Origin of the sequence: Poriferisphaera sp. WC338 (assembly GCF_050931845.1) — a bacterium.
Classification (GTDB): Bacteria; Planctomycetota; Phycisphaerae; order Phycisphaerales; family Phycisphaeraceae; genus Poriferisphaera.
This window is the reverse complement of record NZ_CP194516.1, coordinates 1,771,835-1,798,381: the sequence shown is the minus strand read 5'-3', so window position 1 is coordinate 1,798,381 and position 26,547 is coordinate 1,771,835. Positions and strand designations below refer to the sequence as shown.

At 46.5% G+C, this 26,547-nt stretch carries 18 protein-coding genes; 15 read left to right on the top strand and 3 right to left on the bottom strand.

The genetic code is table 11. From position 1 onward, the window contains the following. Window positions 1–24: 24 nt before the first annotated feature. The 9 genes from ACQ6WK_RS07355 (at window position 25) to ACQ6WK_RS07315 (ending at window position 13,826) form a co-directional block, all read left to right on the top strand. Complete coding sequence (locus ACQ6WK_RS07355; RefSeq protein ID WP_432800095.1) at window positions 25–2,799, top strand: exo-alpha-sialidase; 2,775 nt, start codon at window positions 25–27, stop codon at window positions 2,797–2,799. Beyond that, entirely contained in the window at window positions 2,799–3,758 is a 960-nt protein-coding gene (locus ACQ6WK_RS07350) for a dihydrodipicolinate synthase family protein (protein ID WP_432800094.1), read from the top strand. Before ACQ6WK_RS07355 ends, ACQ6WK_RS07350 begins: the two co-directional genes overlap by 1 nt. Beyond that, entirely contained in the window at window positions 3,758–4,957 is a 1,200-nt protein-coding gene (locus ACQ6WK_RS07345) for an AGE family epimerase/isomerase (RefSeq protein WP_432800093.1), read from the top strand. Before ACQ6WK_RS07350 ends, ACQ6WK_RS07345 begins: the two co-directional genes overlap by 1 nt. Before the next feature lie 15 nt (window positions 4,958–4,972). Next, window positions 4,973–5,719 (top strand): PIG-L deacetylase family protein, encoded by a 747-nt coding sequence (locus ACQ6WK_RS07340; protein WP_432800092.1) that lies wholly within the window; start codon window positions 4,973–4,975, stop codon window positions 5,717–5,719. Window positions 5,720–5,746: 27 nt separating this feature from the next. Continuing rightward, window positions 5,747–8,452: a sodium:solute symporter family transporter gene (locus ACQ6WK_RS07335; protein WP_432800091.1), complete on the top strand. Its 2,706-nt coding sequence runs from the start codon at window positions 5,747–5,749 to the stop codon at window positions 8,450–8,452. A gap of 90 nt (window positions 8,453–8,542) precedes the next feature. Continuing rightward, window positions 8,543–9,175, top strand: a complete 633-nt coding sequence (locus ACQ6WK_RS07330) for a precorrin-2 dehydrogenase/sirohydrochlorin ferrochelatase family protein (protein ID WP_432800090.1) — start codon at window positions 8,543–8,545, stop codon at window positions 9,173–9,175. 51 nt (window positions 9,176–9,226) lie between these two features. Further along, window positions 9,227–10,141, top strand: coding sequence for a cytochrome c biogenesis protein CcsA (ccsA, locus tag ACQ6WK_RS07325; RefSeq protein WP_432800089.1), 915 nt, complete (start codon window positions 9,227–9,229; stop codon window positions 10,139–10,141). Further along, window positions 10,141–11,550 carry a glutamyl-tRNA reductase gene (hemA, locus tag ACQ6WK_RS07320; protein WP_432800088.1) on the top strand — a complete coding sequence of 470 codons (1,410 nt, stop codon included), beginning with the start codon at window positions 10,141–10,143 and terminating at the stop codon, window positions 11,548–11,550. Before ccsA ends, hemA begins: the two co-directional genes overlap by 1 nt. A gap of 137 nt (window positions 11,551–11,687) precedes the next feature. Next, window positions 11,688–13,826 carry an ArnT family glycosyltransferase gene (locus tag ACQ6WK_RS07315; protein WP_432800087.1) on the top strand — a complete coding sequence of 713 codons (2,139 nt, stop codon included), beginning with the start codon at window positions 11,688–11,690 and terminating at the stop codon, window positions 13,824–13,826. Between the two features lie 71 nt (window positions 13,827–13,897). Here ACQ6WK_RS07315 and ychF read toward each other — a convergent pair whose 3' ends face one another. The 3 genes from ychF to ACQ6WK_RS07300 all read right to left on the bottom strand — a co-directional run bounded on the left by ychF (window position 13,898) and on the right by ACQ6WK_RS07300 (window position 18,091). Beyond that, window positions 13,898–14,986 carry a redox-regulated ATPase YchF gene (ychF, locus tag ACQ6WK_RS07310; RefSeq protein WP_432800086.1) on the bottom strand — a complete coding sequence of 363 codons (1,089 nt, stop codon included), beginning with the start codon at window positions 14,984–14,986 and terminating at the stop codon, window positions 13,898–13,900. Window positions 14,987–15,261: 275 nt separating this feature from the next. Then, window positions 15,262–16,326 (bottom strand): phosphotransferase, encoded by a 1,065-nt coding sequence (locus ACQ6WK_RS07305; protein WP_432800085.1) that lies wholly within the window; start codon window positions 16,324–16,326, stop codon window positions 15,262–15,264. A gap of 301 nt (window positions 16,327–16,627) precedes the next feature. Continuing rightward, a complete protein-coding gene (locus ACQ6WK_RS07300) occupies window positions 16,628–18,091 on the bottom strand; it encodes an aldehyde dehydrogenase family protein (protein WP_432800084.1) in 1,464 nt (487 codons plus the stop codon). A 279-nt stretch (window positions 18,092–18,370) separates the two neighbouring features. Between ACQ6WK_RS07300 and ACQ6WK_RS07295 the strand changes: the two genes are divergently transcribed. The 6 genes from ACQ6WK_RS07295 to ACQ6WK_RS07270 all read left to right on the top strand — a co-directional run bounded on the left by ACQ6WK_RS07295 (window position 18,371) and on the right by ACQ6WK_RS07270 (window position 26,547). Further along, entirely contained in the window at window positions 18,371–18,748 is a 378-nt protein-coding gene (locus ACQ6WK_RS07295; protein ID WP_432800083.1) for a DUF488 domain-containing protein, read from the top strand. Between the two features lie 80 nt (window positions 18,749–18,828). Further along, window positions 18,829–19,905: an adenosine deaminase gene (locus ACQ6WK_RS07290; protein WP_432800082.1), complete on the top strand. Its 1,077-nt coding sequence runs from the start codon at window positions 18,829–18,831 to the stop codon at window positions 19,903–19,905. Between the two features lie 190 nt (window positions 19,906–20,095). Then, a complete protein-coding gene (gyrA, locus tag ACQ6WK_RS07285) occupies window positions 20,096–22,729 on the top strand; it encodes a DNA gyrase subunit A (protein WP_432800081.1) in 2,634 nt (877 codons plus the stop codon). Between the two features lie 67 nt (window positions 22,730–22,796). Beyond that, on the top strand, window positions 22,797–23,153 hold the full coding sequence (locus ACQ6WK_RS07280; RefSeq protein ID WP_432800080.1) for an STAS domain-containing protein: 357 nt from the start codon (window positions 22,797–22,799) through the stop codon (window positions 23,151–23,153). Between the two features lie 366 nt (window positions 23,154–23,519). Then, a complete protein-coding gene (locus ACQ6WK_RS07275) occupies window positions 23,520–25,232 on the top strand; it encodes a GspE/PulE family protein (RefSeq protein ID WP_432800079.1) in 1,713 nt (570 codons plus the stop codon). A 73-nt stretch (window positions 25,233–25,305) separates the two neighbouring features. Continuing rightward, window positions 25,306–26,547 carry a type II secretion system F family protein gene (locus tag ACQ6WK_RS07270; RefSeq protein ID WP_432800078.1) on the top strand — a complete coding sequence of 414 codons (1,242 nt, stop codon included), beginning with the start codon at window positions 25,306–25,308 and terminating at the stop codon, window positions 26,545–26,547.

Here is a 26,547-nt window from a genome sequence, read left to right as displayed (position 1 = left end):
CCTAGACCCATCAAAGGAACCGTGATGTTGAATTTGTTTAGAATTACATTCATTTGCTTTTCGATTGCATTTTTCTCGCAAGCAACTTTAGCAAACAATAAAACTGAAGCCAGGTCATCCTCATATATCGTACAAAATGGGCAAATTAAAAATGTTGCGTATCAAGGCAATATTTGGATCAAGCACGCAGATTATCTGCAAGGAGAAGGAAAGAGAAATCCACTACTTTCCTCCATCGGAATTGGCCCAGGAGACTTCATTGTTACCGCAAAATTACGAATACTTGATCAGAAAAAATCAGGTACTTCCTTCATGTTGGACGGGAATCATTTTGGCTTTGAAGGAAGTCAAGAGGAGGTTTTCGTCAATGGAAAGAAATTCGGCGGTTTAAAGAAAATTGTTAAAAGTAAAGATGTTTTCCCGCGCGGCACATGGTTTGATTTTAGAATTACACGCAAGAATGCAAACATAAACTACTACATCAATGATCAGCCTATCTACAATTTTCATTACGGAAACACTTCGATTCAGAAAATTGGGTTCTACCCTTTAAGAGGAACCATACAACTCAAAGATTATAAAATCGAAGGCAACTTAATAACATCGAATATTAGTAAAACAAGCCTGACCTTTACACCTGTATTCAGCAGCGGACTTGACCAAGACGGGTACTCGACATTTCGAATACCCTCCCTAGTAACAACAAAATCGGGTACGTTGCTAGCATTTGCTGAAGGACGTGCAACCCGTGATGATCATTCGCAAAACGATATAGTGATCAAGCGAAGTACCGACAATGGTGCCACTTGGAGCAAAACACAAACACTTATCGAGGATGGAAAGCATTGCATCTCAAACCCTACAGCAGTAGTTTTAAATGACAGCCGCATCCTATTGATGTATACACGTTACCAATATGGCTATGCGGAACGAAACGCAGTTGAGGGATACGATGCAGAGGGAGTTGTGCGTGCTTTTATCATTTTCAGTAGTGATGATGGAACGACATGGTCCACGCCAAAAGAAATCACACGATCGGTTAAAAGGCCAACAATTGCCACGAGTATCGCACCGGGTCCTGGACGTGGCATTCAGCTTCGCCGCGGGAAATACAAAAATCGAATTCTCATTCCTTTCAACCAAGGTCCATTCGGGGACTGGAAAGTATATGCCGCATACAGTGACGACGGTGGTACAAATTGGCAATATGGCAATCTCGCAAGAACATCAAATGATACTAATGCCAATGAAGTTCAATTTGTAGAATTAACCGATGGATCAATCATGCTGAATTCACGCATGATGTCTAAAGATGGCTCGAAATTCCGTGGTATTGCCAGGAGTATTGATGGTGGGCAAACTTGGTCAAACATCACATACGACAAAACGCTAATCGAGCCAAGATGTCAGGGAAGTATTTTACGTATCTCAGATCCGCTGGATCGTCAAATAAGTCGTATTGTATTCTCTAACCCAGCATCGAAAACAAAACGAATCAATGGGACAGTCCGCCTTAGCTACGACGATGGAAGGACATGGCCTGCTGTCAAGCAATTGTGGTCCGGAACATTTGCATACTCATGTCTAACAAAACTTAAAGACGATAGCATCGGATGCTTCTTTGAAACATGGGTAACCGATACAAAACGCCCCAAACACGATCAGATTGTTTATCAATTAATGTATGCACGGTTTCCGCTTGGATGGATCTCACAGCAACAAGCAGGAATACCCACATCATCACAACTTAAGCACATTGACATATCTAGTGATAAAACAAATCAAGTAATTATTGACAAAGAAGATGGCCAGTATTTAGGTCACCCAACAACAGTTCTTCTTGAGAACAACAAAACGATGCTCACGGTCTATCCCAAGGGGCATGGTCGCGGCCAAATTGTATTGAAACGCAGTCATGATGGCGGCCAAACGTGGTCAAAATCACTGCCAGTTCCTAAAAGTTGGTCTACGGGCAAGGAATGCCCATCAATCCACCGTGTCATTGATCGAGATGGCAAACGGCGCTTGATTTTATTCTCAGGATTATACCCCATTCGCATGTCCACTTCTGAAGATGATGGCCAAACATGGACTGAGCTTTCACCAATCGGTGAGTATGGCGGGATCGTTGCTATGAGTAGTGTCGCAAAAATTTCCCCCGGCAAATACATGGCTTTCTTCCATGATGACGGTATGTTTTTGAATAATGATCGTATCCGATCTGATTACATGGTTTACTCCATTACCTCAGAGGATGGCGGTCTTACATGGTCTAACCCGAACGCAATCGCAAGCCTGCCAAATGCCGAGTTGTGCGAACCCGGTGTACTCAGATCTCCAGAGAGTGAAGAGCTAATGATCCTATTGCGCGAGAATAGCCGCAACTTTCATTCCTTCATGATACGTAGCTCTGACAACGGAGAATCATGGAGTGAACCTACCGAACTTCCTGCAAGCTTAACAGGCGACAAGCATGTTGCACGATATACACCTGATGGCCGCTTAGTTGTTGTTTTTAGGGATATGGCACTAGGCAGTAAAACATGGGGTGATTTCGTCGCATGGGTTGGAACATATCACGATATTGTCAATGGCCGTGATGGGCAATACCGCATCCGGTTACTGGATAACAAAAGCAATCCTTATGACACGGGCTATGCCGGGCTAGAAGTACTTACAGATGGAACACTGGTAGCAACAACATACTGTGTTTTGAAAAAGGGGGACAAGCCACTCATCGTAAGCAAACGGTTTAATTTGAAAGATTTGGATAAAACGTATACAGAAAGTAGTTTCTAATGAATCATAAAATATACGGGCTGGTTGCAGCCGTGCATACGCCAATGCATGAAGATGGCCAGATCAATTTTGATGTTATCGAAAAACAGGCCGAATTGCTTATAGAACAAAATGTTTCAGGGGCTTTTGTATGCGGCAGTACTGGAGAAGCTAGTTCGCTGACAATCGGAGAACGTAAAGCGATCTTGCAGCGATGGTGCGATGTTTCAAACCATCAATTATCGATCATTGCGCATGTGGGCCAAACGAATGTTAATGACGTGTGGGAATTGGCACGACATGCTTCTGGTTTAAATGTGGATGCCATCTCAACCACAGGCCCTGTTGTTCATCAGCCACAGACAACAGATGAACTTATTCGATACTGCAATATCGTAGCAAAAGCGGCGCATGATAAACCTTTGTACTATTACCATTCACCGAACGTCATCAGTTCTAACGTCTCATTAATTGACTTTCTGATCCAAGCCAAGAACAAAATACCAAATCTTGCTGGTGTAAAATTTAATGATCAAGATTTTTGTTTATATCAACGGTGTGCCTCTTTATTCAATGGTTACTTTGATATCCCGTTTGCAACCGATGAGCTGCTGCTTAGCGCTCTAAGCTATGGAGCGTCTGGTGCAGTCGGAAGTTTGTATAACTACGTTGCAGAAATTTTCCATCGATTGCATTCCGCATATAAGTTGAATGACATGCATAATGCAAGATTAATCTCATTACGAATACTTGATATCGTCGACATACTGAAACGCTTTGGAGTTCTTGCAAGTGGAAAGAAAATGATGCTCCTGCATGATATTGATTGTGGTCCGCCACGTATGCCTGTTAGCCCTGTCCCAGAGAACGTAATTGAATCGTTACTCGAGGATATTACCTCAATTATTGAAGATACATGCTCACTGCCAGTAACTGATGATGCCACGTTTCTATGCAATACATACGGCAAGGAAAAATAATGCTTTTCAATCATGATGAACACACTGAGTTACTTGCGTGCTATCGTGATGGCTTACTTGAGAATGTGCTTCCATTTTGGCTGAGTCATGCCATTGATAAAGAATATGGTGGATTCTTGCATTCTCTGAACCAGAACGGGGATGTGATTGATACTGATAAATCGCTTTGGATTCAATGCCGATTTACGTGGTTGCTATCCACACTCTACAATAAGACGGACAGAAATAATGACTGGTTGAGTGCAGCCACGAATGGCATCGAATTTATTGAAAAATATGGGTTTGATGAAGATGGACGTGTATTTTTCTGGGTAACAAGAGATGGGAAACCGCTACGTAAACGACGTTACGTATATGCTGAGGCGTTTGCAGCCATGGCATACTCAGCTTATGCCAAAGCATCCGGCCAACAGTATTATGCTGATAAAGCAAAACAAATATATGAGTGTTATATACATTACATTTCTACGCCTAATCTGCTTGAATCAAAAATTAATACCAATGTTCGTCCCATGCGAAGCCTTAGCGAAATGATGATGGGCATTGTCCTTGGCCAAACAATCCGAGAAAACCTTGATTATCCTGATTCTACGAAATGGATTGATCATTGCATTGATCAATTGGATTCTTTATTCGTTAATGATCAAGAGCAAGCCGTCATGGAATGTGTTTCTGATGATGGAGAAATCCTTGATCACTTCGATGGCAGACTATTAAATCCTGGACATGCAATCGAAACTTCCTGGTTTATCCTAAACGAATCTCGTTATCGCAATAACGATGCCGACCTAATTAATCTCGGAACAAGAATGATTGACTATATGTGGCCACGTGGCTGGGATAACGAACATGGTGGCATAGTTCAGTTCTGTGATGTTTACAATCATCCCGTCCAAGAGTATTGGCATGATATGAAATTTTGGTGGCCACAAACCGACAGTATTGCTGCACTTCTCACCGCGTACATTCTTACAGGGAACGATAAATATAAAAAATGGCACCGAATGACGCATGATTGGGCACACGAGCACTTCCAAGATCATGAGCACGGCGAGTGGTTTGGGTACTTGCATCGAGATGGGAGCATCTCATCAACACTTAAAGGAAACATGTGGAAGGGGCCTTTTCACTTACCCCGCATGCAAATGTACTGCTGGCAGATGATGGAAGAACTTTCGAAAGAACCTGTAACCATATAGGAATATACCACCGCGATGATAACAAACAAGCAATCAATTGTTACGCTCATGGCACATCCGGATGATGCTGAAATTCATTGCGGAGGAACACTTGCTAAATTTTCACAACTAGGTTGGGATGTGCACATTGTATCTTTGACTGGAGGGCAGTGTGGAACGATAAAACATACGCCAGATGAAATCATGCGGATACGTATCAAAGAAGGTACGAATTCTGCGAAATCAATTAATGCAACCTTCCACTGCTTAGAACAACAAGACGGGTTCCTTCTCTATAACAAGGAAATATTACAACTCTGCATTAATCTGTTTCGTGAACTGAATCCAGCAGTCGTTATTACCCATTACCCATTCGATTACCACACCGATCATATTACTGCGAGCAAGCTTGCACGAACCGCAAGTTTTCTTTCTCCAGCACCAAATAGCTCCTCCATTCCCATCAAGCCCGGCATGAAAATACCATACCTTTACTACGCTGATGCAAATGAAGGAAAAGATATACTTGGCAATCGAGTTCAACCCTCAAACTATGTTGATGTATCCACTGAAGTTAACACGGTCAAACAGATGCTTAATCACCATGCCAGCCAATATGAATGGCTAGCTGAACATCATCAAGTCAATTCTTTTGATGAAGCCGCGGTCAATCACATGAAATCAAGAGGTGGAGAAATTGGTGTGGAGGCCGCGGAATGTTTTGTGCAACATCGCGGACATGCATTTCCAACTGCGGATCTATTTACTGAAATTTTTAGTTAGGCATCGCAGGGCTGAAAAGGATCTCTCTTGAAAAAAACGATCTCTATTTCGTTTCTAATATTATTCTTACTCACGGTTTTCAGTACTCAGATATTTGCTGAAACAGCAACAAATGTACGTCAATTGACTGAGTGGGATCGCCTCCCTGATTTGCCAAGCACAACAGGGCTTGCAGGCTCATTTGTAGGCGTTCATCAAGACGCACTGATTATTGCTGGCGGAGCAAACTTTCCCACACAACAAGATCAAACTGTATGGGAAACTGAGAAAACTTGGCATAGCGATATCTATGTATTGACACGGGATAAGGAGAATAAATATCACTGGATTGAGGGATTCCAACTTGATCGTCCAGTAGCATACGGCGCTTGCGTAAGTACACCGAAGGGGTTGTTCTGCATTGGAGGTAACAATCAAGATGAAGTTTATTCAGAATGCTTTCTATTACAGTGGGATCCACAGACTCAACAAATCACGAGAATACCCTTGCCTTCCTTGCCAGTCCCAAATGTTTACGGCAGTGCAACGTTTATAGATGACATTATTTATCTTGCAGGCGGCCAAACCAAACAAACGCTAGATACATCAACATCTCATTTTTGGTCATTTGATCTTGATTCAATCAACAATCCAAATAAAGAAAGTATATGGAAGCAGCTGCCTAGTATTCCTGGACCTACAAGATCTTTTAACCTGACAACCACACAACATAATGGCTTTAATCAATGTGTGTATGTCATGAGTGGTCGGCGACAAAAAGAAGGTACTCAGGGCATTGATGGTATTGAGCTACTCACTGATGTTTATGAATTTGATCTGCAGCGTTATGCAGCAGCATTAAAAAATAATGATCAACACGGACTCAATAAATCATGGAAGCGACGCAAAGATTTGCCTACATGTACGATGGCTGGAACAGCATTAGGCATCGGCCAATCACATATTCTCGTGCTTAGCGGTGCAGATGGATCTCTTCTCAGGGATGCCAGTCAGCTGAAGGATAAACACCCAGGTTTTCCTAAGAAAATGTGGCTATACCATGCCATTACAGATACATGGATAGATGCTGGCAATTCACCACAAAACCAAGTTACGACTCCTGCGGTCAAATGGAACGATGACATTATACTTGCCAGCGGCGAGATTCGGCCTCGCGTACGCACTGCAGCAATATGGCGAATCAATCTCTTAGACAACCAACACTCTTTCGGCATCATTAATTTCAGTGTGCTGATTATCTATTTACTGGCCATGGTGGGGGTTGGCATATACTTTGCAAAGAAGAACAAAAATACAGATGACTATTTTCGAGGTGGGCAGCAAATACCATGGTGGGCTGCGGGCTGTTCAATCTTTGCCACCATGCTCAGTTCAATCACATTCATGGCCATACCTTCAAAAGCTTATGCCCAAGATTTAGTGTACCTTCTTGGGGCTGTCACAATTTTGGCGATGGCGCCGATCGCAAGCCATGTTGCATTACCATTTTTCCGTAGAATTGATGCAACCAGCGCTTACGAATACTTGTCCAAACGATTCAACTACCCTGTTCGACTCATTGCAAGCGGTCTTTTCACACTCTTCCACATCTCTCGTATGGGGATTGTAATGTCACTGGCAGGCCTCGCGTTATCGTCTGTTACACCATTATCAGCGACACATGCAGTGTTGATCATGGGTTTACTCTGCATGATATACTGCACGCTTGGTGGGATTGAAGCCGTTATTTGGACAGATACGATCCAAACATTTGTGTTGCTAAGTGGGGCGATCCTTTGTCTCGTTCTGATTCTATTACAGGTGGATGACGGTATTGCCGGCATATTCACTACTGCATCAAACAACAATAAACTCCATATGATTAATTGGGATTTTTCATTGGATAGCTATACGACCGTTGCGCTGTGGGTTGTATTGTTTGGTAATCTAGGTGGGAACTTCTCCAGCTATGTTTCAGATCAAGCTGTAGTACAACGCTACATGACCACACCGAATAAGAAAATGGCAGTTAAAGCCATTTGGATGAACGCGATCATCGCCATACCTGCATCGCTTCTTTTTTATGTTATTGGGACATGCCTTTATGTTTTCTATAAGCAAAACCCAACCAAACTCGATCCGACGATCAATACCGATCAAGTCTTCCCGCTATTCATTTCGACAGAGGTATTTGTTGGTGTTGCAGGACTGGTTGTTGCAGGCGTATTTGCCGCTGCCCAATCAACGGTTTCGACTAGCATGAATTCTGCTGCAACAACGATTGTGACTGACTTTATCAAGCCATTCAATATTTTTAGAAACGATAAATCTTATCTACGTACTGCATATTTCCTGACATTTATGCTTGGCGCTTCAGGAACCTTGATTGGCCTGATTTTTGTCGACCCACAATTTAAATCTTTATTCGATGAGTATCTTCGTGTCATTGGCATGTTCATGGGCATACTTGGCGGGCTGTTTGCATTAGGAATGTTCACAAAACGTGCGAACGGGTGGGGAGCGATCATCGGATTATTATGTGGTGGAATCGTGATGCTGCTGTTGCCGATATTCACAAATACACATCCATTGGCATACGCAACGATTGGTATTGCAGTGTGCTTCAGCATCGGATATTTAATCAGCATCATTCTCCCCGCTTCCAGGAAGGATCTCCACGGATTGACGGTGTTCTCATCGATGCAAGCGGAATCTCGCACACCAGTGCCTGATCTCTTGGAAGTTTCAAAATAACATGCTCTAGCTTCACCAATGGTGAACAGTAATTTCCCGAGTGTTCGGTCATTAATTGGCACTTCGACAGCATGTCTCTAAAATGTAGGCATGCCTGACTTTCCATCACTGCTCAATATCAGCAACAAGCATGCTCTAATCATCGGAGGCGGGCCTGTTGCACTGCGCCGTGCCAAAGCGCTCCTTGAATCTGCCGCTCATGTCACACTGGTCGCACCTAATATCGAGCCCGAACTCGCAGATCTCCCCATTACCACACACCAACGCCCCTTTGAAGAATCGGATCTAGACCTACATTCCTTCGTTTTGGTCATTATTGCCACGGACTCATGCGACACAAATAATGCCGCACAAGCCGCCGCGAATAAGCGTAATATTCTCGTGAATCGCGTCGATGCCCCAGAGCAATCCGATTTCACTGTTCCCGCCCATAAACACCTCGGGCACCTCTCCATTTCAGTCCATACCTCCGGCGTCTCTGCCTACGCCTCCAGAACCATCCGCGACCAAATCCTCGAAACACTGGATATGGACTGGATCACGATCCTCGAAATAGCGTCCCCCTACCGTAACATGATACAATCCTCTTTTAAGGACCCGCAGATGCGGCAGGACAAACTCAAACAGCTCACAAACTCTGATGCTGTCATGATCTACAAAACACAAGGACTCCAAGCTTTCGAAGACCACTGCCAATCATTGATCCCTAAAACTAATCATTAATCGCAACTACAGCCACCCCTTAGCATGCTCACGCTGTTCACAAGCATACTCTTGGTCATTCTCACGCTCTTCACGCTCACTGCGTGGATACTTGATCTGCGCACCTTCGGCCAGCCCAAACCTGACATAAACAAACCCGTCACGACATTGACCAAAACCAAACGTGTCTTCCTTATTCTGATCACAATCCTTGCTGCTGCTCTTTTTATCATTCAACTCGCCTTCGGCAATTCACCTGGACTATCCGCAACCCACCTACTTACCTCGCATGCCGATGGTCTCCTCCTTATCGCCGCCATTCTTGCTCCCATCATCCTCATCATTCAATACAATGCCCGCCTCCGTGGACTCACCACGTTTGCCCTCCCTATTCTGGCCTTCATTTTCGCATGGGCCATTTGCGCTACCACCTGGTCTTATCGCACATTTAATTTTGAAGATGTTCACTCGGTATGGCTCGCTATACATCTACTCTTTGTGTACCTCGGCACACTCTGCGCGTTCTTTGCGGCCATCACGGCGGGCATGTACCTATTCATCCAGTCTCGCCTCAAGCACAAGCACGCACTATCTTCACTCGGCCAACTCGCTTCACTCGAAGCACTTGAAAAAACCATTATCGTCTCTGCCACTGCGGGCTTTGCCCTTTTCACGATCGGGCTTGTCACCGGTCTGGTCATACTTACGACCGCTCCGCTCACCCTCACAACAACGTGGTGGCTCTATCCAAAAATCATATTGGCGGTCATCGCCTGGCTTGCCTACGCACTACTCATGAATCTCCGGTACGCCACAAGCTTCCGTGGTAAGCGCGCTGCATGGATCGCCATCCTCGGCCTTCTGCTCATCCTCTCAATCTATGGCATCGTCACTGCGCTGCCTGAACATAAAAAACAGCCTGCTGCCGAATCTCAGAGCATCACACAAACTCATCACGTCTCTAACCATCAGTTAGGGGGTTTGTGATGCGTATTCTTATGCTCGGCATCAATCACCGCACCGCGCCCATCGACATCCGTGAGCAACTCGCGGTTGCTTCAACATCCCTTGAAGCTGATCTCATCGCGCTCAAGACCGCTTTCCCAACCACCGAATTTGTCCTACTCTCAACATGTAACCGCACAGAGATTTATGCCGCCCGCCCCACGCATGATCCCCCCACCATCGAACAGCTACGTGATCATGTCGCTGCCCGTAAAAATATCCATACCGACAAACTCACCGCAGCTTCGATCCACCGTGAACAACAGCCTGCCATCACGCACCTCCTCCACGTTGCCGCCGGATTAGATTCCATGATCCTTGGCGAAACCGAAATCCTCGGCCAGATCAAACGTGCTTATGAATTTGCCACCGAACAACAGGCCGTTGGCCCTGTCCTTCACAAACTTTTTCAACAGGCCATCGCCGCCGCCAAACAAATCCGCACACGCACAGGCATCGATACCGGCCGTGTCTCTGTTGGCTCGATCGCTGCTGATCTCGCCCAGCAAATCTTCTCTGATTTCACGGACAAAACCATCCTCACCATCGGAGCAGGCGAGATTGCCAAAGTTACTCTTGCACACCTTAAATCGCTTTCCCCTAAAAAACTCTATATAGTCAACCGTTCTCAACAACGTGCCACTGAACTCGCAGAATCCTTGAGCATCCCAACCGGGCAGGGGACTGTTCAAAATTTTGATCAACTTCCTGAATTGCTTGTTACTGCCGATATCGTCATTTCGTCCACCGCTTCGCCTCACCCAATCCTGCGTGTAGATGATTTTAAAGCAATCAATAAACGTCGTCGCAATCGTCCATTGTTCATCATTGATCTCGCTGTCCCGCGCGACATTGATCCCGCGATTGCATCCCTCTCCAACATTTACCTGTACAACATCGATGACCTGCAAACCGTCATTACATCATCGCTCGATCAGCGTTCAGACAAACTCCAAACATGCCAAGCCTACCTTGCAGAAGTTGCTGCAACCTGCATGAATCAGATCAATAACCGTGACCTGGGGCGTCTGATCAAAAAGCTCCGCACCCGCCTTAACGATATTGGCGAACTTGAAAAAGAACGATCACTCACCAAGCTCAACAATCTCTATCCACACGCCGATCAATCACCCGCTGAAAAACTGCTTGAAGAACATACCCATCGTCTGATCAACAAGATTCTCCATCTCCCTCTTTCGCAACTCGACCACGGCAACCCAGACGCACCACTTGGCTTCTATGCCTCTGCGCTCCGCCGTCTTTTTGATCTCGATGATGCGGATCTATCCCCATCAGTCTCTCCTACGTCTTCTCCAAATAACGCAGACAATCAAGACGCAACCCCCTCACCACCACCGCAAACACCCCCAAAAACCAATCGCGCTTCCTGATCTCGCACACACAACCACGCCAAACGTACAAATACATACAGGATCTCAACCGCACGTAACCTTTCTCTTTCACATCACACCATATGCCCACCTTGACCAAATCATCTTCTCCTCCTCGCCCTAAAGCCAAGTCCGCCATGCCTTGGTTGCGCAATCCTCTTTTTCTCCTTATCGCCTTCCCAGCTTTAACCCTTTTTTTTCTAACGATTGCTCAACAACTTGGTCTCGACTTCCCTGCACCAGATAAAGTTTTTGCCAATCTCGCGATCATTGCCAAAGCAGCCCCGTATATCCTCCTTATCTACACAGCCGCGATCTCACTCGGCCACTTCACCAACAAATATCTTCTTAAGCTCACACTAATCACCTCATCTCTCACGCTACAAACGACTCTTGGCCTTGCCTTCCTTCTCTTCACCATTTACATCACTGCAACCCTTGGTATCCTTTCCTATCTTTCACTCCTGGTCCCTCTCGTTGGTTTGGCTGCACTCGCTATCATTCCACTAAAACCTCGCCTCAAACAGCATTTTTTTTCCCCACGAAAAAATCACAATTACACTGCATACTTCAGCCTTTTCTTTGCAGCGCCCATCGCACTAATGCTCATCGCAGCCGCCTGTCCGCCTGGTACCCTTTGGCAAGTTGAAGCCTTCGGCTACGACACACTCTCGTATCACCTACAACTACCTCGTGAATGGCTCGCCCTCGGACAAACCGCACCACTCGATCACAACGTCTACTCTTACCTCCCCTCACTTGCTGAAAACTTTTACTACGCAATCAGCCTCCTTGCTGGCAACACCCTTCAAGCCATCTACATCGCCCAACTCTTTCACGTCTCGCTCGCTATTCTTACCGCACTGCTTCTTGTCAAAACCGCTCAGTCCTTCACTAGTCGTAATATCGCTTTCATCGCTGGAGCAATATTCCTTGCCATCCCTTGGGTTATGATCACCGCCTCGCTCGCATACAATGAAATGTTCATGCTCGTTTTCGCTGCCGCTGCGATCACGCTCACGTTTCACATACCTTCAAACACGCGGCATGCAATCCTAACCACCGCAATCATCGGCTTCTTCCTCGGACTTAGTACCCTCTCAAAACTTACCTCAGGCTTCTTTTTCGCTGTTCCTATTGCTCTTATGATCCTCCTCCAGCTCGCACCTATCTCACGTTTGGATAAATCCCGCCATACCATCAAACGTACTTTATCTTTTTCGATCGCAGCCGCACTCTTTGGGCTCCTAACACTTTCTCCTTATCTCATCCGCAACACAATCTACGCCAACAATCCTGTTTTCCCTTTCGCCACTTCTATTCTCGGCGAAGCCCATTGGTTGCAATCCCCTCAAGAAAAACTGGCACAGCGATGGGATCAAGGCCACGGTATCTCCACTTCTTCCAGCCCGCGATTTGAAGCATTGAACCGTCAACTCTTCACGAACCGCGGCTTCGGTGCCTGGGGCGGAACCTCTACACCTGTTGAAAGCCAAAACATCGCTCGCTTCTCCGTTGAATACGGCCTACCTATCCTCCCAATCGCTTTTACCCTCGCTGCAATACTTGCACTGCTTGCCCCGCGTACCCGTCGTCTCACGATCGCTTGCCTCTTCCTTCTTGTCTGCCAGCTCACGTTCTGGCTTACGGCCACGCATCTTCAATCTCGATTCCTTCTCCCCATTCTCCTGCCCGTTTGCCTTATCATTGCAGCGGGTTTCCATCAGTTGCTCACACTTAATAACAGGCGATTCGCATTCCTCTTCGCACTAGCGGCACCGCTCCTCTTCACCATGCTTATCACCACTCAATTACTCACACTCTGGGCGCAAACACAAAAACAATTTATACCGGAGCAAAATCGCACGGTAAACTTACCACCCTATATGCTCGTTGACTCTTACCAAACCGACCAAACCAATCCATCGCACCCAATCAACAAACTCCCAGAAAATACACATGTCCTGCTTGTCGCTGACAACGCGTCCCTCCTCTACCTCAAACCTACCATTAGCTACAACACTGCTTTCGATCCCAATCTACTTGGGAATATCTATCTCGAAGATAATGGGAACGCCAAAGTAGTCACTGATAAACTCAAAGCAAATGGCATCACACATGTCTGGGTGCACTGGTTTGAAGCTGCCCGTCTCCGAAACACCTATGGATTTCATCCCGCGCTCAATGAACCCAATCTTCGAAATCTTGCCCGTGATGGCCATTGGCTACCTGTCGATGCCACATCTAACTACGCAACTCTCTACAAGCTCCCCTGAATGATAAATACAAAACCGCCTCGCAATAAACGAAGCGGCAAAGTTAAACAAAATCCAATATCTTTATAAGATCAAACGTTGAAAAGGAAGTGGCATATATCACCATCCTGTACAACATAGCCCTTACCTTCGACACGCAACTTTCCCGCATCGCGGATCGCTTTTTCCGTCTTGTAAGTCTCCAGATCTTCAACGCTAAAAACTTCTGCCCGGATAAAACCACGCTCAAAATCACTATGAATCACACCGGCCGCCTGTGGCCCGGTCGCTCCTACAGGAATCGTCCAGGCCCGGATCTCGATCTCACCTGCGGTGAAATAACTTTGTAATCCAAGCAGCTTGTAAGCCGACCGTGCCAGCACTGCCAAAGCTGGCTCATTCAGCCCAACCGACTCAAGCATTTCATCACGATCTTCTACATCAAGCTCAGCCAGTTCACTTTCCAACTTCGCGCAAACCTTTACGACTTCACCGCCTTCATCAACCGCACGCTGCTTAACCACACGCACATATTCATTGTCTTCAAGAATCGCATCTTCATCGACATTTGCGATATACAGCACAGGCTTCGCTGTAAGTAAACCATAAGATTTAAGCAGACGTTGTTCTTCCTCATCTAGCTCCAAGCCGCGAAGTGGTTTTTCCTGATCTAAATGTTCCTTGCACTTTTCCAGAGCAGCTAGCCGTGCCTTTGCTTCCTTGTCCCCGGACTTCACGAGGCGCTGCCCTTTAGAAATGGCGGTATCCACCGTCGCCATATCTGCCAACATGAGTTCCATATCGATGGTTTCAATATCGCGGATCGGATCAACTGAACCGTCTACATGGCTGATATCGGTGTCTTCAAAGCAGCGTACCGCATGAAGAATTGCGTCCACATCACGGATGTGCGAAAGGAATTTATTGCCGAGCCCTTCACCTTCGGAAGCCCCTTTCACAATGCCGGCAATATCAACGAGCTTCAGTACCGCAGGAAGTACACGGTCGGTGGTGATGTGCTGATGGATGCGTTCCAAACGAGGATCAGGCACAGAAACCGCCCCGACGTTTGGTTCGATCGTGCAGAAAGGGTAGTTCTCACTGGGGATGCCCGCTGCTGTTAAAGCATTGAAAAGAGTGGATTTACCGACATTTGGGAGGCCTACAATACCTGCTTCCATGATGAATACTTTCTAAGGCAGCTGTGCACTTTCAGCACAGGCAAAGGTTGCTGTCTGTCGTGTTATGTATGATGCGCACCAATTGGGTGGGCGTTGACAGGCTGATGCGAATCAAAATTTTATTCGGGGGGCAACTGAGATGCAAAAGAGAAGTGATTAAGGCCAATCGAACAGTCAGCCATTCATGCAGAAAATCTCACAGGCATCTGAGTAAATAGAGAACATTCAAGCTCAGCATAGGATGTAGGTTGATTCACGTATATTTACGAAATGTGCTATTCGTCAATTGCCTGATCTAGTTTCGCCATACAAATATTGACGGTGTGACGGTAATTCTCTTCTTTGAAATGATTGAGATGCAAGCCGATGTAACCCGCTGCCACGAGGAGGTGGTATCGGGTTTGCGCAACTGAGCAAGATAGCATGTTTGCGTGAGCAGAAATCGTTCTATGAAAAGCACGTGGCCGTATATTCATAGATTCAGAAAATCTGGCAATATCGAAAATCGGATACCCATCTGCCAACATACCCGGCCAATCGATAATGACAAATTTTGTTTTTCTCCGCAATGATTTCGGAGCATGAAGCCAGTTACCCATCCAAAGATCATTGTGCATCAAAACATAATATGGACGCCATCGTTGATCATTGGCTTCTTGGATCGCTTGACGGGCAAGATCTCGTAGTCGCGAATCAAAACCGGTATCCTCAACAATTCGGTTTAAAGGTTGTGTCAAATATTCATCCTGATCGCACTCAGGCATAAGCCGCAATGTTTGCCTTGTGAGTGCCTCAAGCCACCAGGCACCCCACCGCCGGAGCTTAATACGATCCCACGTACGAAACGGTTGCTTTTCTCTTAGCGGAGTTGCATATGGCCAAAGAGCATACACAAAGTTTGAGATCGTTTTTGATGAAACTGGTTGCAGAACTGCGGGCGCAACATCATCCTCAAGAATCTTAGATACTTTGGCAATCGCATTCACACCTAAGCTCACAAGATTGTTTTCGATGCCACACCAACTCGCAGTCATCACAAAGCATGGCTTGTTTTGCTCATCTGTAATAAGAAATTTTGAAGTGTCATCCGGAACTGGCTTTGGCGGGGCAAGGGAAGTAATGCTGCCAAGCTTAAACGAGCTTTGATCCCTAGCGAGCAAATGCGGAAGTGCTTCTGTAGCCATTTCCACATCAACTCGTGGGATGCTCTCAAGATCAGGTACAACACTAAAATCATGCACACCATAACTGGAATCATCTGATAGCGTATGATGCGAATCCGAAGGTTTTCTTAATGCATCCTGCGTATGTAAATGATCAAGTGTTTGTTTATGCTGCATGCTAATAAACCTATTCGTAGATTAACTTACACTATATTCATAAATACCTGACCAAACACGCCTTATTTAGACGTAAACAAAGAAATGAAACGATTATGTGGATTATTCGGAATACGAAGCATTAATCTTGCGATTAAATGTCACAATGATTTGGTATGAGATCGCTACTTGCTAAAAGTGCGCCGTCACATCTGCTAGACATACAAAAAAACAATGGCAATATCTACCGATGAAAAAGCCGCACATCATGGTACGGCCTAATATCGATGCGATGGTGCAATAGATTATCTATCGCATAGATTTAGTTTGTATTCATCCATACTGTCTTGGTTTCGGTGTAATTATCAATTGCGTCGCGACCACATTCTCTTCCATGCCCGGAGAACTTGTATCCTCCAAATGGAGCAGCAGGATCAAACGTGTTATAGCAATTCACCCACACCGTACCCGCGCGAACTGAGTGTGCCAGCTTAAAGGCTTTTTTGATGTCTTGCGTCCAAACTGCTGCAGCAAGTCCATAGACTGTCTCGTTCGCTTGAGATAGCAGATCATCATGATCTTTGAATGGTATAACTGAAACAACTGGGCCGAAAATTTCTTCCTGAGCTATACGCATATCATTTCGAACGTCTGTGAAGATAGTAGGCTTTACAAACCATCCATTATCACAAGCAGGCTCCCCACCTGTAATACAGTTAGCTTCTTGCTTACCGAGGTCAATGTACGACAGAATTTTGTTGTATTGCTCTTCTGAAACTTGTGCACCTTGACGAGTATCTGGATCAAAGGGGTTGCCAACTTTATGTGATTCGGCAGCCGCTTTGAATTTTTCAATAAATTGGTCGTGTGCGGATTGTTCTACAAATAACCGTGAACCAGCACAGCAAACTTCACCCTGATTGAAGAAAATTCCCGTCATCGCGCCTTGCACAGCAAGATCAAGATCAGCATCCGCATAAACAACATTTGGCGATTTCCCACCAAGCTCAAAGGTTAGCCGCTTCAATGTTTTTGATGCAGCAGCCATGATAATTTGTGCGGTTTCATAGTGGCCAGTAAAAGCAATTTTATCGACATCTGGATGCTTAACCAGTGCATCTCCCGCAGATTCGCCAAAGCCATTAACGATATTAATTACGCCTGGCGGGAAGCCTGCTTCAAGTGCCAATTCTCCGACACGCAGCGCCGACAAGGGCGTTTGCTCTGCGGGTTTGAGCACGATCGTGTTACCTGCCGCTAGGGCAGGGCCAAACTTCCATGCAAGCATCAACAACGGGAAGTTCCAAGGGATAATCTGTCCACAAACACCGACAGCCTCTTTACGTGTGTAAACAAAAAAATCATTGGAGGCAACGGGGACGATATCGCCATAAATCTTATCTGCCCATCCTGCATAATAACGGAATGTTGAGATCGTCAATGGCAAATCTGCGTTAGTGGTTTCGGCAATGGGTTTGCCGTTGTTCAAGGTTTCGAGCGCAGCCAGCTCTTCCGCATTTTTTTCAATCAGATCTGCCAGCTTATAGAGCAGAGCCGATCGTTCACGTGGTGAGGTTTTCGACCATGTTTGAAAAGCTTTACGGGCTGCAGCTACCGCAACATCCACGTCTGCTGCATCAGATTCTGCGACCTGGGCTATAACCTCGGTTGTAGATGGATTGTAGACATTGAAGGTTTTGCCGGATTTCGATGGTTGCCACTTTCCACCGATCAGATTTTGAGTTTGTGTTACAGACGGTGCGGCTAGTGTTGTTGCTGTTGTCATAAGATTATCCTCGTACAAATTGAAATAAGTTTGTCTATATTCTTTTCAAATGACTACTGATACTGATAAGCCTGAACAGGCCTATTGAAACCACTTGTAACTCGATGCTAAACATGGACGTCAAGAGAGGGAAATGTTTTTTGATAAGGGATTGTTGCTAACTAGTTTATATTGAGGACTCAAAAACCAGAAGACTATATATTGTATCTTGCCGATGAATATTCTTTCACACACGCGAGTTAAATCACAAGCCATAGAACCATGACAAGGAAATTGATCATGCAGATTCAAATCAAACGCGTTTATGAAGAACGAGATAAAAGCGACGGGTTTTGTGTATTAGTAGATCGCCTTTGGCCGCGCGGTATACGAAAGGATGCTGAGAAATTCGATGTTTGGGGGAAAGATCTTGCGCCTAGCCGTGAGTTAAGAGAAGCGTTTCATGGCGAGGATTGCGATTTTGACCAGTTCAGTACGCTTTATCTAAAAGAGTTGAAGCGCTGTAGTGATGCTGCTGATATGATTTTTAAGCAAGCTGACGCTGAAGGAAGTGGTGTGCTGACATTAATGTACGCCGCTAAAGATGAAATCCACAACCATGCTGCGGTCCTGCAATCATTTCTTAAGAAGCATTATAAAAAACTTCACTTGCCATAAAGTGAATGAGAAGTATCACAAGTATTGGTATAACAGTTCGTTCACAATGCATCTTATAACGAGAAAGCGGGAACGACTTAATGAGTGAACAGAACCACGCCACAATCAGCGCGTTTGTCACGGGACTCCCCAAAGCTGAATTGCATTTGCATCTTGAAGGTTCGTTTGAACCGGAATTGATGTTCGAGATCAGCAAGCGGAACAGGATTGATTTGCCATATGAGAATGTTGAAGAAATCAAGGCAGCATATAGCTTCAAAAACTTACAAGAATTTCTTGATATCTATTATGCCGGTGCTAGTGTGCTGCTGAAAAAACAAGATTTCTACGACTTGGCTTGGGCATATCTCGAAAAGGTCGCTTCGGAAAATGTGCGGCATGTCGAAGTGTTTTTTGATCCACAAACACACACGCACCGTGGTGTTCCGTTTGACGTGGTTATTGAAGGGATCCTCGATGCGCTGAACGATGGCAAGAAAAAGCTGGGGATGAGTAGTTATCTGATCATGAGTTACTTGCGACACCTAGACGAAGGCGATGCAATCAAGATATTCCACGAAGGAATAAAGTACCGGGATGAGATTGTGGGTGTGGGTTTGGATTCGAGTGAGTTGGGGAATCCGCCAAGCAAATTTGCAGAAGTGTTCGAGCTTTCAAAAGAAGCGGGATGGAAGTTGTGTGCTCATGCAGGTGAGGAAGGCCCAAGCGAGTATATCTGGGAGGCTATCGATCTTTTAAAGGTAGATCGGATTGATCACGGAAATCGATGCCTGGAAGATGAGAAACTTATAGCCGAACTATCTAAGCGTGAGATAGGTCTAACAATATGCCCACTGTCAAATGACAAGTTACAGGTGGTAAAGGATCTTAGCGAACATCCAATGCGTAAGCTTTTAGCAAAAGGATTAAAAGCGTCAGCGCACTCGGATGACCCGGCCTATTTCGGCGGATATATGAATGCCAACTACACCCATCTCGCAGCGGCAACGGAGATGACGCGGAACGAAATTGCGATGATGGCGAAGCACTCATTTGAAACTTCGTTCCTGCCTGTAGAGGAAAAAGCAAAGTATTTAGATGAAATTGAAGGGTATGTGGCGAGTAATTCATATTTGGAGATCATGCCACCCAAAACGCGCCAAATATTTTCACTATAAGTATTCTATGCATATCACTTTATGTGCTATAAAGCGCAGCCTTTCTCTCTCAGCGTAAAGGCTCGAAATCGGGTATAATCTAGGATCTGTTCTGTGGGTTGTGGAGGAGGTGCGTAAGCACGAGAGAACAGGGCAGGCAAGGGGTGATCAGGACGAATTTGAAACAGCTAGGAACCGGTGAGAATCAGCTATGTCAGATGAGATAAATCCAGCCCCCGAAAATGGGGATGAAGGTAACGAGTCAATAGAAAGCGGGACCGCAGTTGGCGGTTTTGATGTTGATCTGCCAATCGAGAAAGAGCTCGCTGAAAGCTATCTGACATATGCAATGAGCACGATTGTTGATCGCGCGTTGCCGGATGTACGCGACGGACTCAAGCCGTCACAGCGTCGTATTTTGGTTGCGATGAATGACCTGAATCTAACGCCGGGTCGTAAGCATTCAAAATGTGCGGGTATCGTCGGCGAGACGATGAAGAAGTATCACCCGCACGGCGACGGCGCGATTTACCCGACACTGGTGAACCTGGCACAGGAATGGAAAACGCGTTGCCTGCTGATTGATAAGCAAGGGAACTTTGGTTCGATTGACCCAGACCCACCGGCTGCGATGCGTTATACCGAAGCACGTCTGCACCGACATGCGGTTGAATTGCTGGAAGACTTGAAACTGGACACGGTAGATTGGCAACCGAACTTTGACGAGCAGTACAACGAACCCAAAGTGTTGCCTGCCAAGTTCCCGAACCTGCTAGTCAATGGTTCGACGGGGATTGCGGTCGGCATGGCGAGCAGCATGTTGCCACACAACTTGGGCGAGGTGTGCGACGGGATCATTGCGTTTATCGACAATCCGGAAATTACACTGGCTGAGTTGATGCAAATCATTCCCGGGCCAGATTTCCCGACAGGTGGCATTATTTGTGGGCGTGCAGGTATTGGACAGGCCTATGCGACCGGCCGGGGCAGGGTGACAGTACGAGCCAAGATCCATCACGAAGAGAAGAAAAACCGTGATTATCTAGTCGTGACCGAGATCCCGTATCAGGTTTCAAAAAACAACGGCATCGTCGACAAGATCGTTCAGCTCCGCAAAAACGACAAACTCACGGATATCGCCAATATCGTGGATGAAAGTTCGAACCGCGGCGGGATGCGCGTGGTGATTGACCTGAAGCGAGGTGCAGACCCAACAACAGTTGAGAATCAGCTGTATCAGATGACGCCGTTGCAGAGCACATCAAGCATCATCAATATTGCACTGGTGAAGGGACAGCCGCAGACATTGGGTTTGAAAGAACTCATTCGTTTGCATGTTGAGCACCGAATCGAAGTCATCCGTAGACGCACGGCTTATCGTCTGCGTCAGGCGCAGCAAGAAGCGCACCGGATCGAAGGTTTGATCTATGCGGTGTGTGATATTGATGAAGTAATCAAGCTAATCCGTTCTAGCCGAACGAGAGACGAGGCGATCCAGAAGCTCATGGTACGTGGGTTTAGAATCCCAACAGACCATCCGGCCGCTCCGACGATTCCACAACGGTTCTTGAACCAGAGTGCTGAGAATGATGTCATCTTGACGAAGGTGCAGGCCGAGGCAATTGGCCGCTTGCAACTGATTCAATTGGTTGGTCTGGAAATCGAAACGCTGGTGAACAACTACACTAAGCTGCTCGAACAAATTGAAGATTACGAAGATATTCTTGGTTCACATACTCGTGTGCTGAGCATGATCAAAGATGATGTGACGGAATTGAAGGCGAAATATGCCGATCCTCGCCGCACGGAGATTCAGGAAGGTGAAGTTGGTGCGCTGGATCTTGCTGCACTAACACCTGTCGAACAGGTCGTGGTGACGATCACGCATGCAGGTTACGTGAAACGCTTGCCCGTCGAAGAGTACAAGCAACAAGGACGTGGCGGTAAAGGTGTCATTGGGGCAAAATCGAAAGACGACGACTTCAGTGAACAGGTCTTTGTCGCCTCAACGCACGATGATCTACTGTGCTTCACCAACACGGGGCGCGTGTTTAAGATCAAAGTCTTTGAGATCCCCGAAGCACCAAGAACTACACGCGGCAGAGCAATCATCAACATGCTCAACCTCCAGGAAGGCGAGCGCATCCGCGAATTTATGCCAATCGCTGATTTTGAAAAGAGCGAAGATTACCTGCTTTTTGCGACGAAAAACGGACGCGTGAAACGTACTGCACTCAAGGAATACCGCAATGTACACAGCGGCGGCCTGATCGCGGTGAACCTGCGTGACGATGATGCACTGGTCGGCGTACGCCATACCAGTGGTGAAGATCATATCCTGCTAGGCACGAAGAACGGCATGTCCATCCGCTTTAATGAAAATGATGCTCGCGTGATGGGGCGCAATGCCAGCGGCGTAAAGGGGATTGATCTCGGCAACGGCGATGAAGTCGTCGGCTTGATCTGCATCCCCAAGGGCACCGAAGGCGAATTACTAACCGTCACCGAGAAAGGTTATGGGAAGCGCACTGACACATTGGAGTATCTCGTACAGGCTGCGGATGGCGTGAAAGCACAAAGCCGCGGCGGTAAAGGGCGACGTGATATTGTCGTGAATGAACGAAATGGTCAGGTCGCCGGTCTGCTTTGGGTCACCGAAGAAGATGGCTTGATGCTGATCACCAAGAACGGCATGATCGTTCGTATCAGTGCAGACACCATCCGAAAAACCGCTCGTAATACACAAGGCGTCCGTGTGATCAATGTGAATTCAGATGACGAACTGACGGCCATCGCAAGAATTGCCGATGAAGACGAGGAAGAGATACCGGGCAACATTGAGTAATCATCATCTTGATTCGGTCGGTACAAAGAGGATTGTGAATCGCGTCGTGTTGTAACAGGGGCCAATGATGCCGATACAGGAATGGTCGGATAAAATTTTGCTTGTCGAACTTGGGGATGATCCTGTCTTTAGCGAAGAAATGGATGTGGTTCGCGCAAAGCTAGAAAATTGTCTCGCTAAATCGGGTGGATTGCCCAGTGGCCTGCCAGATATTGTGGTGGACTTATCCGAAGTAGAGCATGTCAACAGTTCAAACCTGTCACAATTGCTACGTCTCCGGAAAATGCTGATTGATGGTGATGTCCGCCTTCGACTTGTCGGTCCGACCGATGCTGTTTGGATAGTGTTCATGTCAACAGCTCTGGATAAAGTTTTTGAGTTCCGGCAAGATTCAGCGACGGCACTTGCTGAACTGCAAATGTAACCCCGATCCGCATTAAGGCCACTTCAATCGACCAAAATTCGATTTCTACGGGTGAATATGTAACTACCCTGCATTCTTACATACGATTGCATCTCGAATAATCTCTCCTATTTTACCATTTCGTGCTGAATTCAAATAAACCGCCTTTCTATGCAAGATTCTATGGATAGATGCGTTATCTTAGTGGTGGCAGCGGTGTTGTTGCGCTGATATCCAGCCAGAAGCTCATTCACGATAAGATTTTTGATATTTTGTGTGAAACTAAAGCAATCTGTATACGTCTAATCATTGAACTGGGATGATTGTGTTGATGTGGGTGCGGACACAGCTGACGAACAAAAGCAACTCATTCAATACGGGAATTAAGTGACACAGGTAGATCAGCAACAAAACAAACTACTCGACCTTCTGATCCGAGAAGGCGCGATCACGGCGGAACAAGCCTCGGCAGCCATTGAACATCAGCAACTTCAAGGCGGAACACTCCGTGAATCTATATTAAAGCTTGGTTATGCCGAAAGTGGTGAGATCGCAGCACAAGAAGCCGCGGCTCATGGCATCGAAGCTGTTGATCTCGAACACACCACGCTCAATACCGCCGCCACCAACATGATCAGCGGCGAAGTTGCTCATCGATACCATGTACTACCCCTAGATCTTCAAGGCGGCACACTCACTGTCGGGATGCACGATCCCTTTAACCAAGATTCGATCGAAGCACTACGTGGATTGACCGGCCGACGTATTGCCCTCAAATACATCCGTGAACTCGAACTCGTCGAAGCAATAGAACGTGTTTACGGCTCCAACGTTGCACGCATGATTGCTGATCTTAAGGGCGGCAATGATGATGGTGATATAGGCGATGCTGGTGCTGCTTCTGTTGTCGAACTTCAGGAATTGGCTCGTGAACCCAGCGTCGTCAATCTCGTCAATTTGGTCATCCTTGAGGCAATCGAAGCCCGTGCAAGTGATATCCATGTCGAGCCGTTTGAGAAAGAACTAAAACTCAAATATCGCGTTGATGGCGCATTACGGGAAATGAGTCCACCACCTCGCCACCTCTACGCTGCGATTGTCTCACGTATCAAGATTATGGGCGCGATGAACATCGCTGAACGTTTTATTCCGCAAGATGGACATATCGCATTTGCCAGTGCTCGTGGCAAAGTTGATATCCGTGTGTCCACAGTCCCAACTGTGTTTGGTGAATCTGTTGTCATGCGTATCCTCGACCGCAGTGTTGGGCTTATCGAGCTTGCCCGCCTTGGTCTTGATGGGCAGAAGCTAAGCGTCTTTGAACGAATCATCGAAAAACCGCACGGTATTCTTCTTGTCACCGGTCCCACAGGTAGCGGTAAAACCACCACCCTCTACGCCGCGCTTAACAAGCTCTACCGGCCTGAAAAGAAAATCATCACGATTGAAGATCCGGTCGAGTATCAACTGAACGGGATCAATCAGATCCCTGTTAACAAAAAACGTGGCGTCGACTTTGCCACCGGCCTACGTTCTATCCTCCGTCAAGACCCAGATGTCATCATGGTCGGCGAAATCCGCGATTCGGAAACCGCAGATATTGCTATCCGCAGTGCTCTCACTGGTCACTTGGTTTTCTCAACGCTCCATACTAACGATGCAGCCGGTGCTGTTACCCGCCTGATGGATATGCATGTCGAACCTTATCTCCTCGCCTCCAGTCTTGAAGGCGTTCTCGCTCAGCGTCTGGTTCGACGTGTATGTGAAAAATGCAAAGAAATCTACCAACCTGACGACGAGCTATTCGAGCGGCTTGGCAAAGGCGACAATGGTTATCACCATGACAACACTTTTTACCATGGTGCAGGTTGCCGACATTGTCGTGATACAGGATACACCGGTCGGGCAGGGATCTATGAACTGCTTCGCGTCAATGAAGGTGTCAAGAAAGCCATCATGCACGAAGCCAGTGCATCTGAAATAGCCAAAGTATCGCCTGAGGATCACCTGCCAATGCGTGTTGATGGATTAAAGAAAGCGGCAATGGGCATTACCACACTCGAAGAAGTATTGCGCGTTACCGAGGACAGCGGACTTTAATCCGTATACACCCGGAAAATAAAGTATATAAACCACTATTGTTGGGGCAAAACATCTGGAGTAGGAAGGGTCGATGACGGGTCTGGCGAGTTATAAATATGAAGCAGTCGGCGAGCACGGTGCATCTGAGCAAGGTCAGATTGAAGCGCCGGGTCGCGCGTCTGCTATCCGAGAACTCACTGGTCGTGGGCTATACGTCACAGATCTATCCGAAGTCAATGGTGAACCTGAATCAGCCATAACTCCCGATGATGACGCCAATGAAATCGGCTCTATTAAGCGCGTCAAACGAGGGCAGATGGTCATGGTTTGGCGACAGCTAGCGACAGGGATGAATGCCGGGTTGCCACTTCTCAATACGCTTCAAATTGTGAGTAAACAGAGCGATCATAGCGGGATCAAACAACTTCTCAATCAGCTTGCTAAACGTGTACAGGGCGGTGATGCATTGTCCGATGCGATACGTGAGCATCCAAAGGTTTTTAGCCGGATGCAAGTAAGTATGGTCAAAGCTGGTGAAACCGCCGGTGTGCTTGAGGAAGTATTTGGTTCGTTGACAGATTTTGCTGAACGGGAGCATGCGGTCAAACAGAAAGTTGGCGGCGCGATGCTATATCCCATGATTGTGCTCGGCTTAGCTGGACTTTCTGTGATTGTCATTATGACATTTATTCTTCCAACAATCATTGATGCGGTTAGTGACAGTTCGGTTGAACTTCCTTTACCGACACGCATATTAATGTCGATCAGTTACGTGATGACTTATTGGGGCTGGCTCATATTGATTGGTATAGGTATTGGCTGGTGGAAATTCCGGACGTGGCGGAATACTGATGATGGGCGTTTTAAGTTTGATGGGATTTTGCTCAAAATGCCTGTTGTCGGTAACACGCTGCGGAAAATTGCTGTGGCACGTTTTGCTCGCGCACTAGGCACAATGTCCGGCAGCGGCATTCAGATCCTTGAAGCACTTGGCGTGCTGCGTGATTCACTTGGAAATGAAGCACTCGGCCGCGAGATTGATAATGTGAAGGAAGCTATCTCGCAAGGTGCTCCAATTGCCAAGCCACTTGAAGCCACAGGTCAGTTCCCAGCTATGTTTATACAAGTCGTGTCGCTAGGCGAAAAATCCGGACGTCTGGATGAACTACTTGTGCATGCGGCAGATGCTTTTGATAAGGAAACAGAAGCCGCGATTGATCGCATGATGACCGTGCTTCCCGCTGTAGTAATCCTTGGCTTGGCGTTTGTCGTGGCCTTTATCCTTGCATCGGTATTGCTTCCGATCATGAATATGCAGAACGCAGTTGTATAG

Bases quoted from the DNA above. Each gene is read 5' to 3' on its own strand.
- ACQ6WK_RS07355 (WP_432800095.1), top strand. From the start codon at position 25: ATGTTGAATTTGTTTAGAATTACATTCATTTGCTTTTCGATTGCATTT.
- ACQ6WK_RS07350 (WP_432800094.1), top strand. From the start codon at position 2,799: ATGAATCATAAAATATACGGGCTGGTTGCAGCCGTGCATACGCCAATG.
- ACQ6WK_RS07345 (WP_432800093.1), top strand. From the start codon at position 3,758: ATGCTTTTCAATCATGATGAACACACTGAGTTACTTGCGTGCTATCGT.
- ACQ6WK_RS07340 (WP_432800092.1), top strand. From the start codon at position 4,973: ATGATAACAAACAAGCAATCAATTGTTACGCTCATGGCACATCCGGAT.
- ACQ6WK_RS07330 (WP_432800090.1), top strand. From the start codon at position 8,543: ATGCCTGACTTTCCATCACTGCTCAATATCAGCAACAAGCATGCTCTA.
- hemA (WP_432800088.1), top strand. From the start codon at position 10,141: ATGCGTATTCTTATGCTCGGCATCAATCACCGCACCGCGCCCATCGAC.
- ACQ6WK_RS07315 (WP_432800087.1), top strand. From the start codon at position 11,688: ATGCCTTGGTTGCGCAATCCTCTTTTTCTCCTTATCGCCTTCCCAGCT.
- ychF (WP_432800086.1), bottom strand. From the start codon at position 14,986: ATGGAAGCAGGTATTGTAGGCCTCCCAAATGTCGGTAAATCCACTCTT.
- ACQ6WK_RS07305 (WP_432800085.1), bottom strand. From the start codon at position 16,326: ATGCAGCATAAACAAACACTTGATCATTTACATACGCAGGATGCATTA.
- ACQ6WK_RS07300 (WP_432800084.1), bottom strand. From the start codon at position 18,091: ATGACAACAGCAACAACACTAGCCGCACCGTCTGTAACACAAACTCAA.
- ACQ6WK_RS07295 (WP_432800083.1), top strand. From the start codon at position 18,371: ATGCAGATTCAAATCAAACGCGTTTATGAAGAACGAGATAAAAGCGAC.
- ACQ6WK_RS07290 (WP_432800082.1), top strand. From the start codon at position 18,829: ATGAGTGAACAGAACCACGCCACAATCAGCGCGTTTGTCACGGGACTC.
- gyrA (WP_432800081.1), top strand. From the start codon at position 20,096: ATGTCAGATGAGATAAATCCAGCCCCCGAAAATGGGGATGAAGGTAAC.
- ACQ6WK_RS07280 (WP_432800080.1), top strand. From the start codon at position 22,797: ATGCCGATACAGGAATGGTCGGATAAAATTTTGCTTGTCGAACTTGGG.
- ACQ6WK_RS07270 (WP_432800078.1), top strand. From the start codon at position 25,306: ATGACGGGTCTGGCGAGTTATAAATATGAAGCAGTCGGCGAGCACGGT.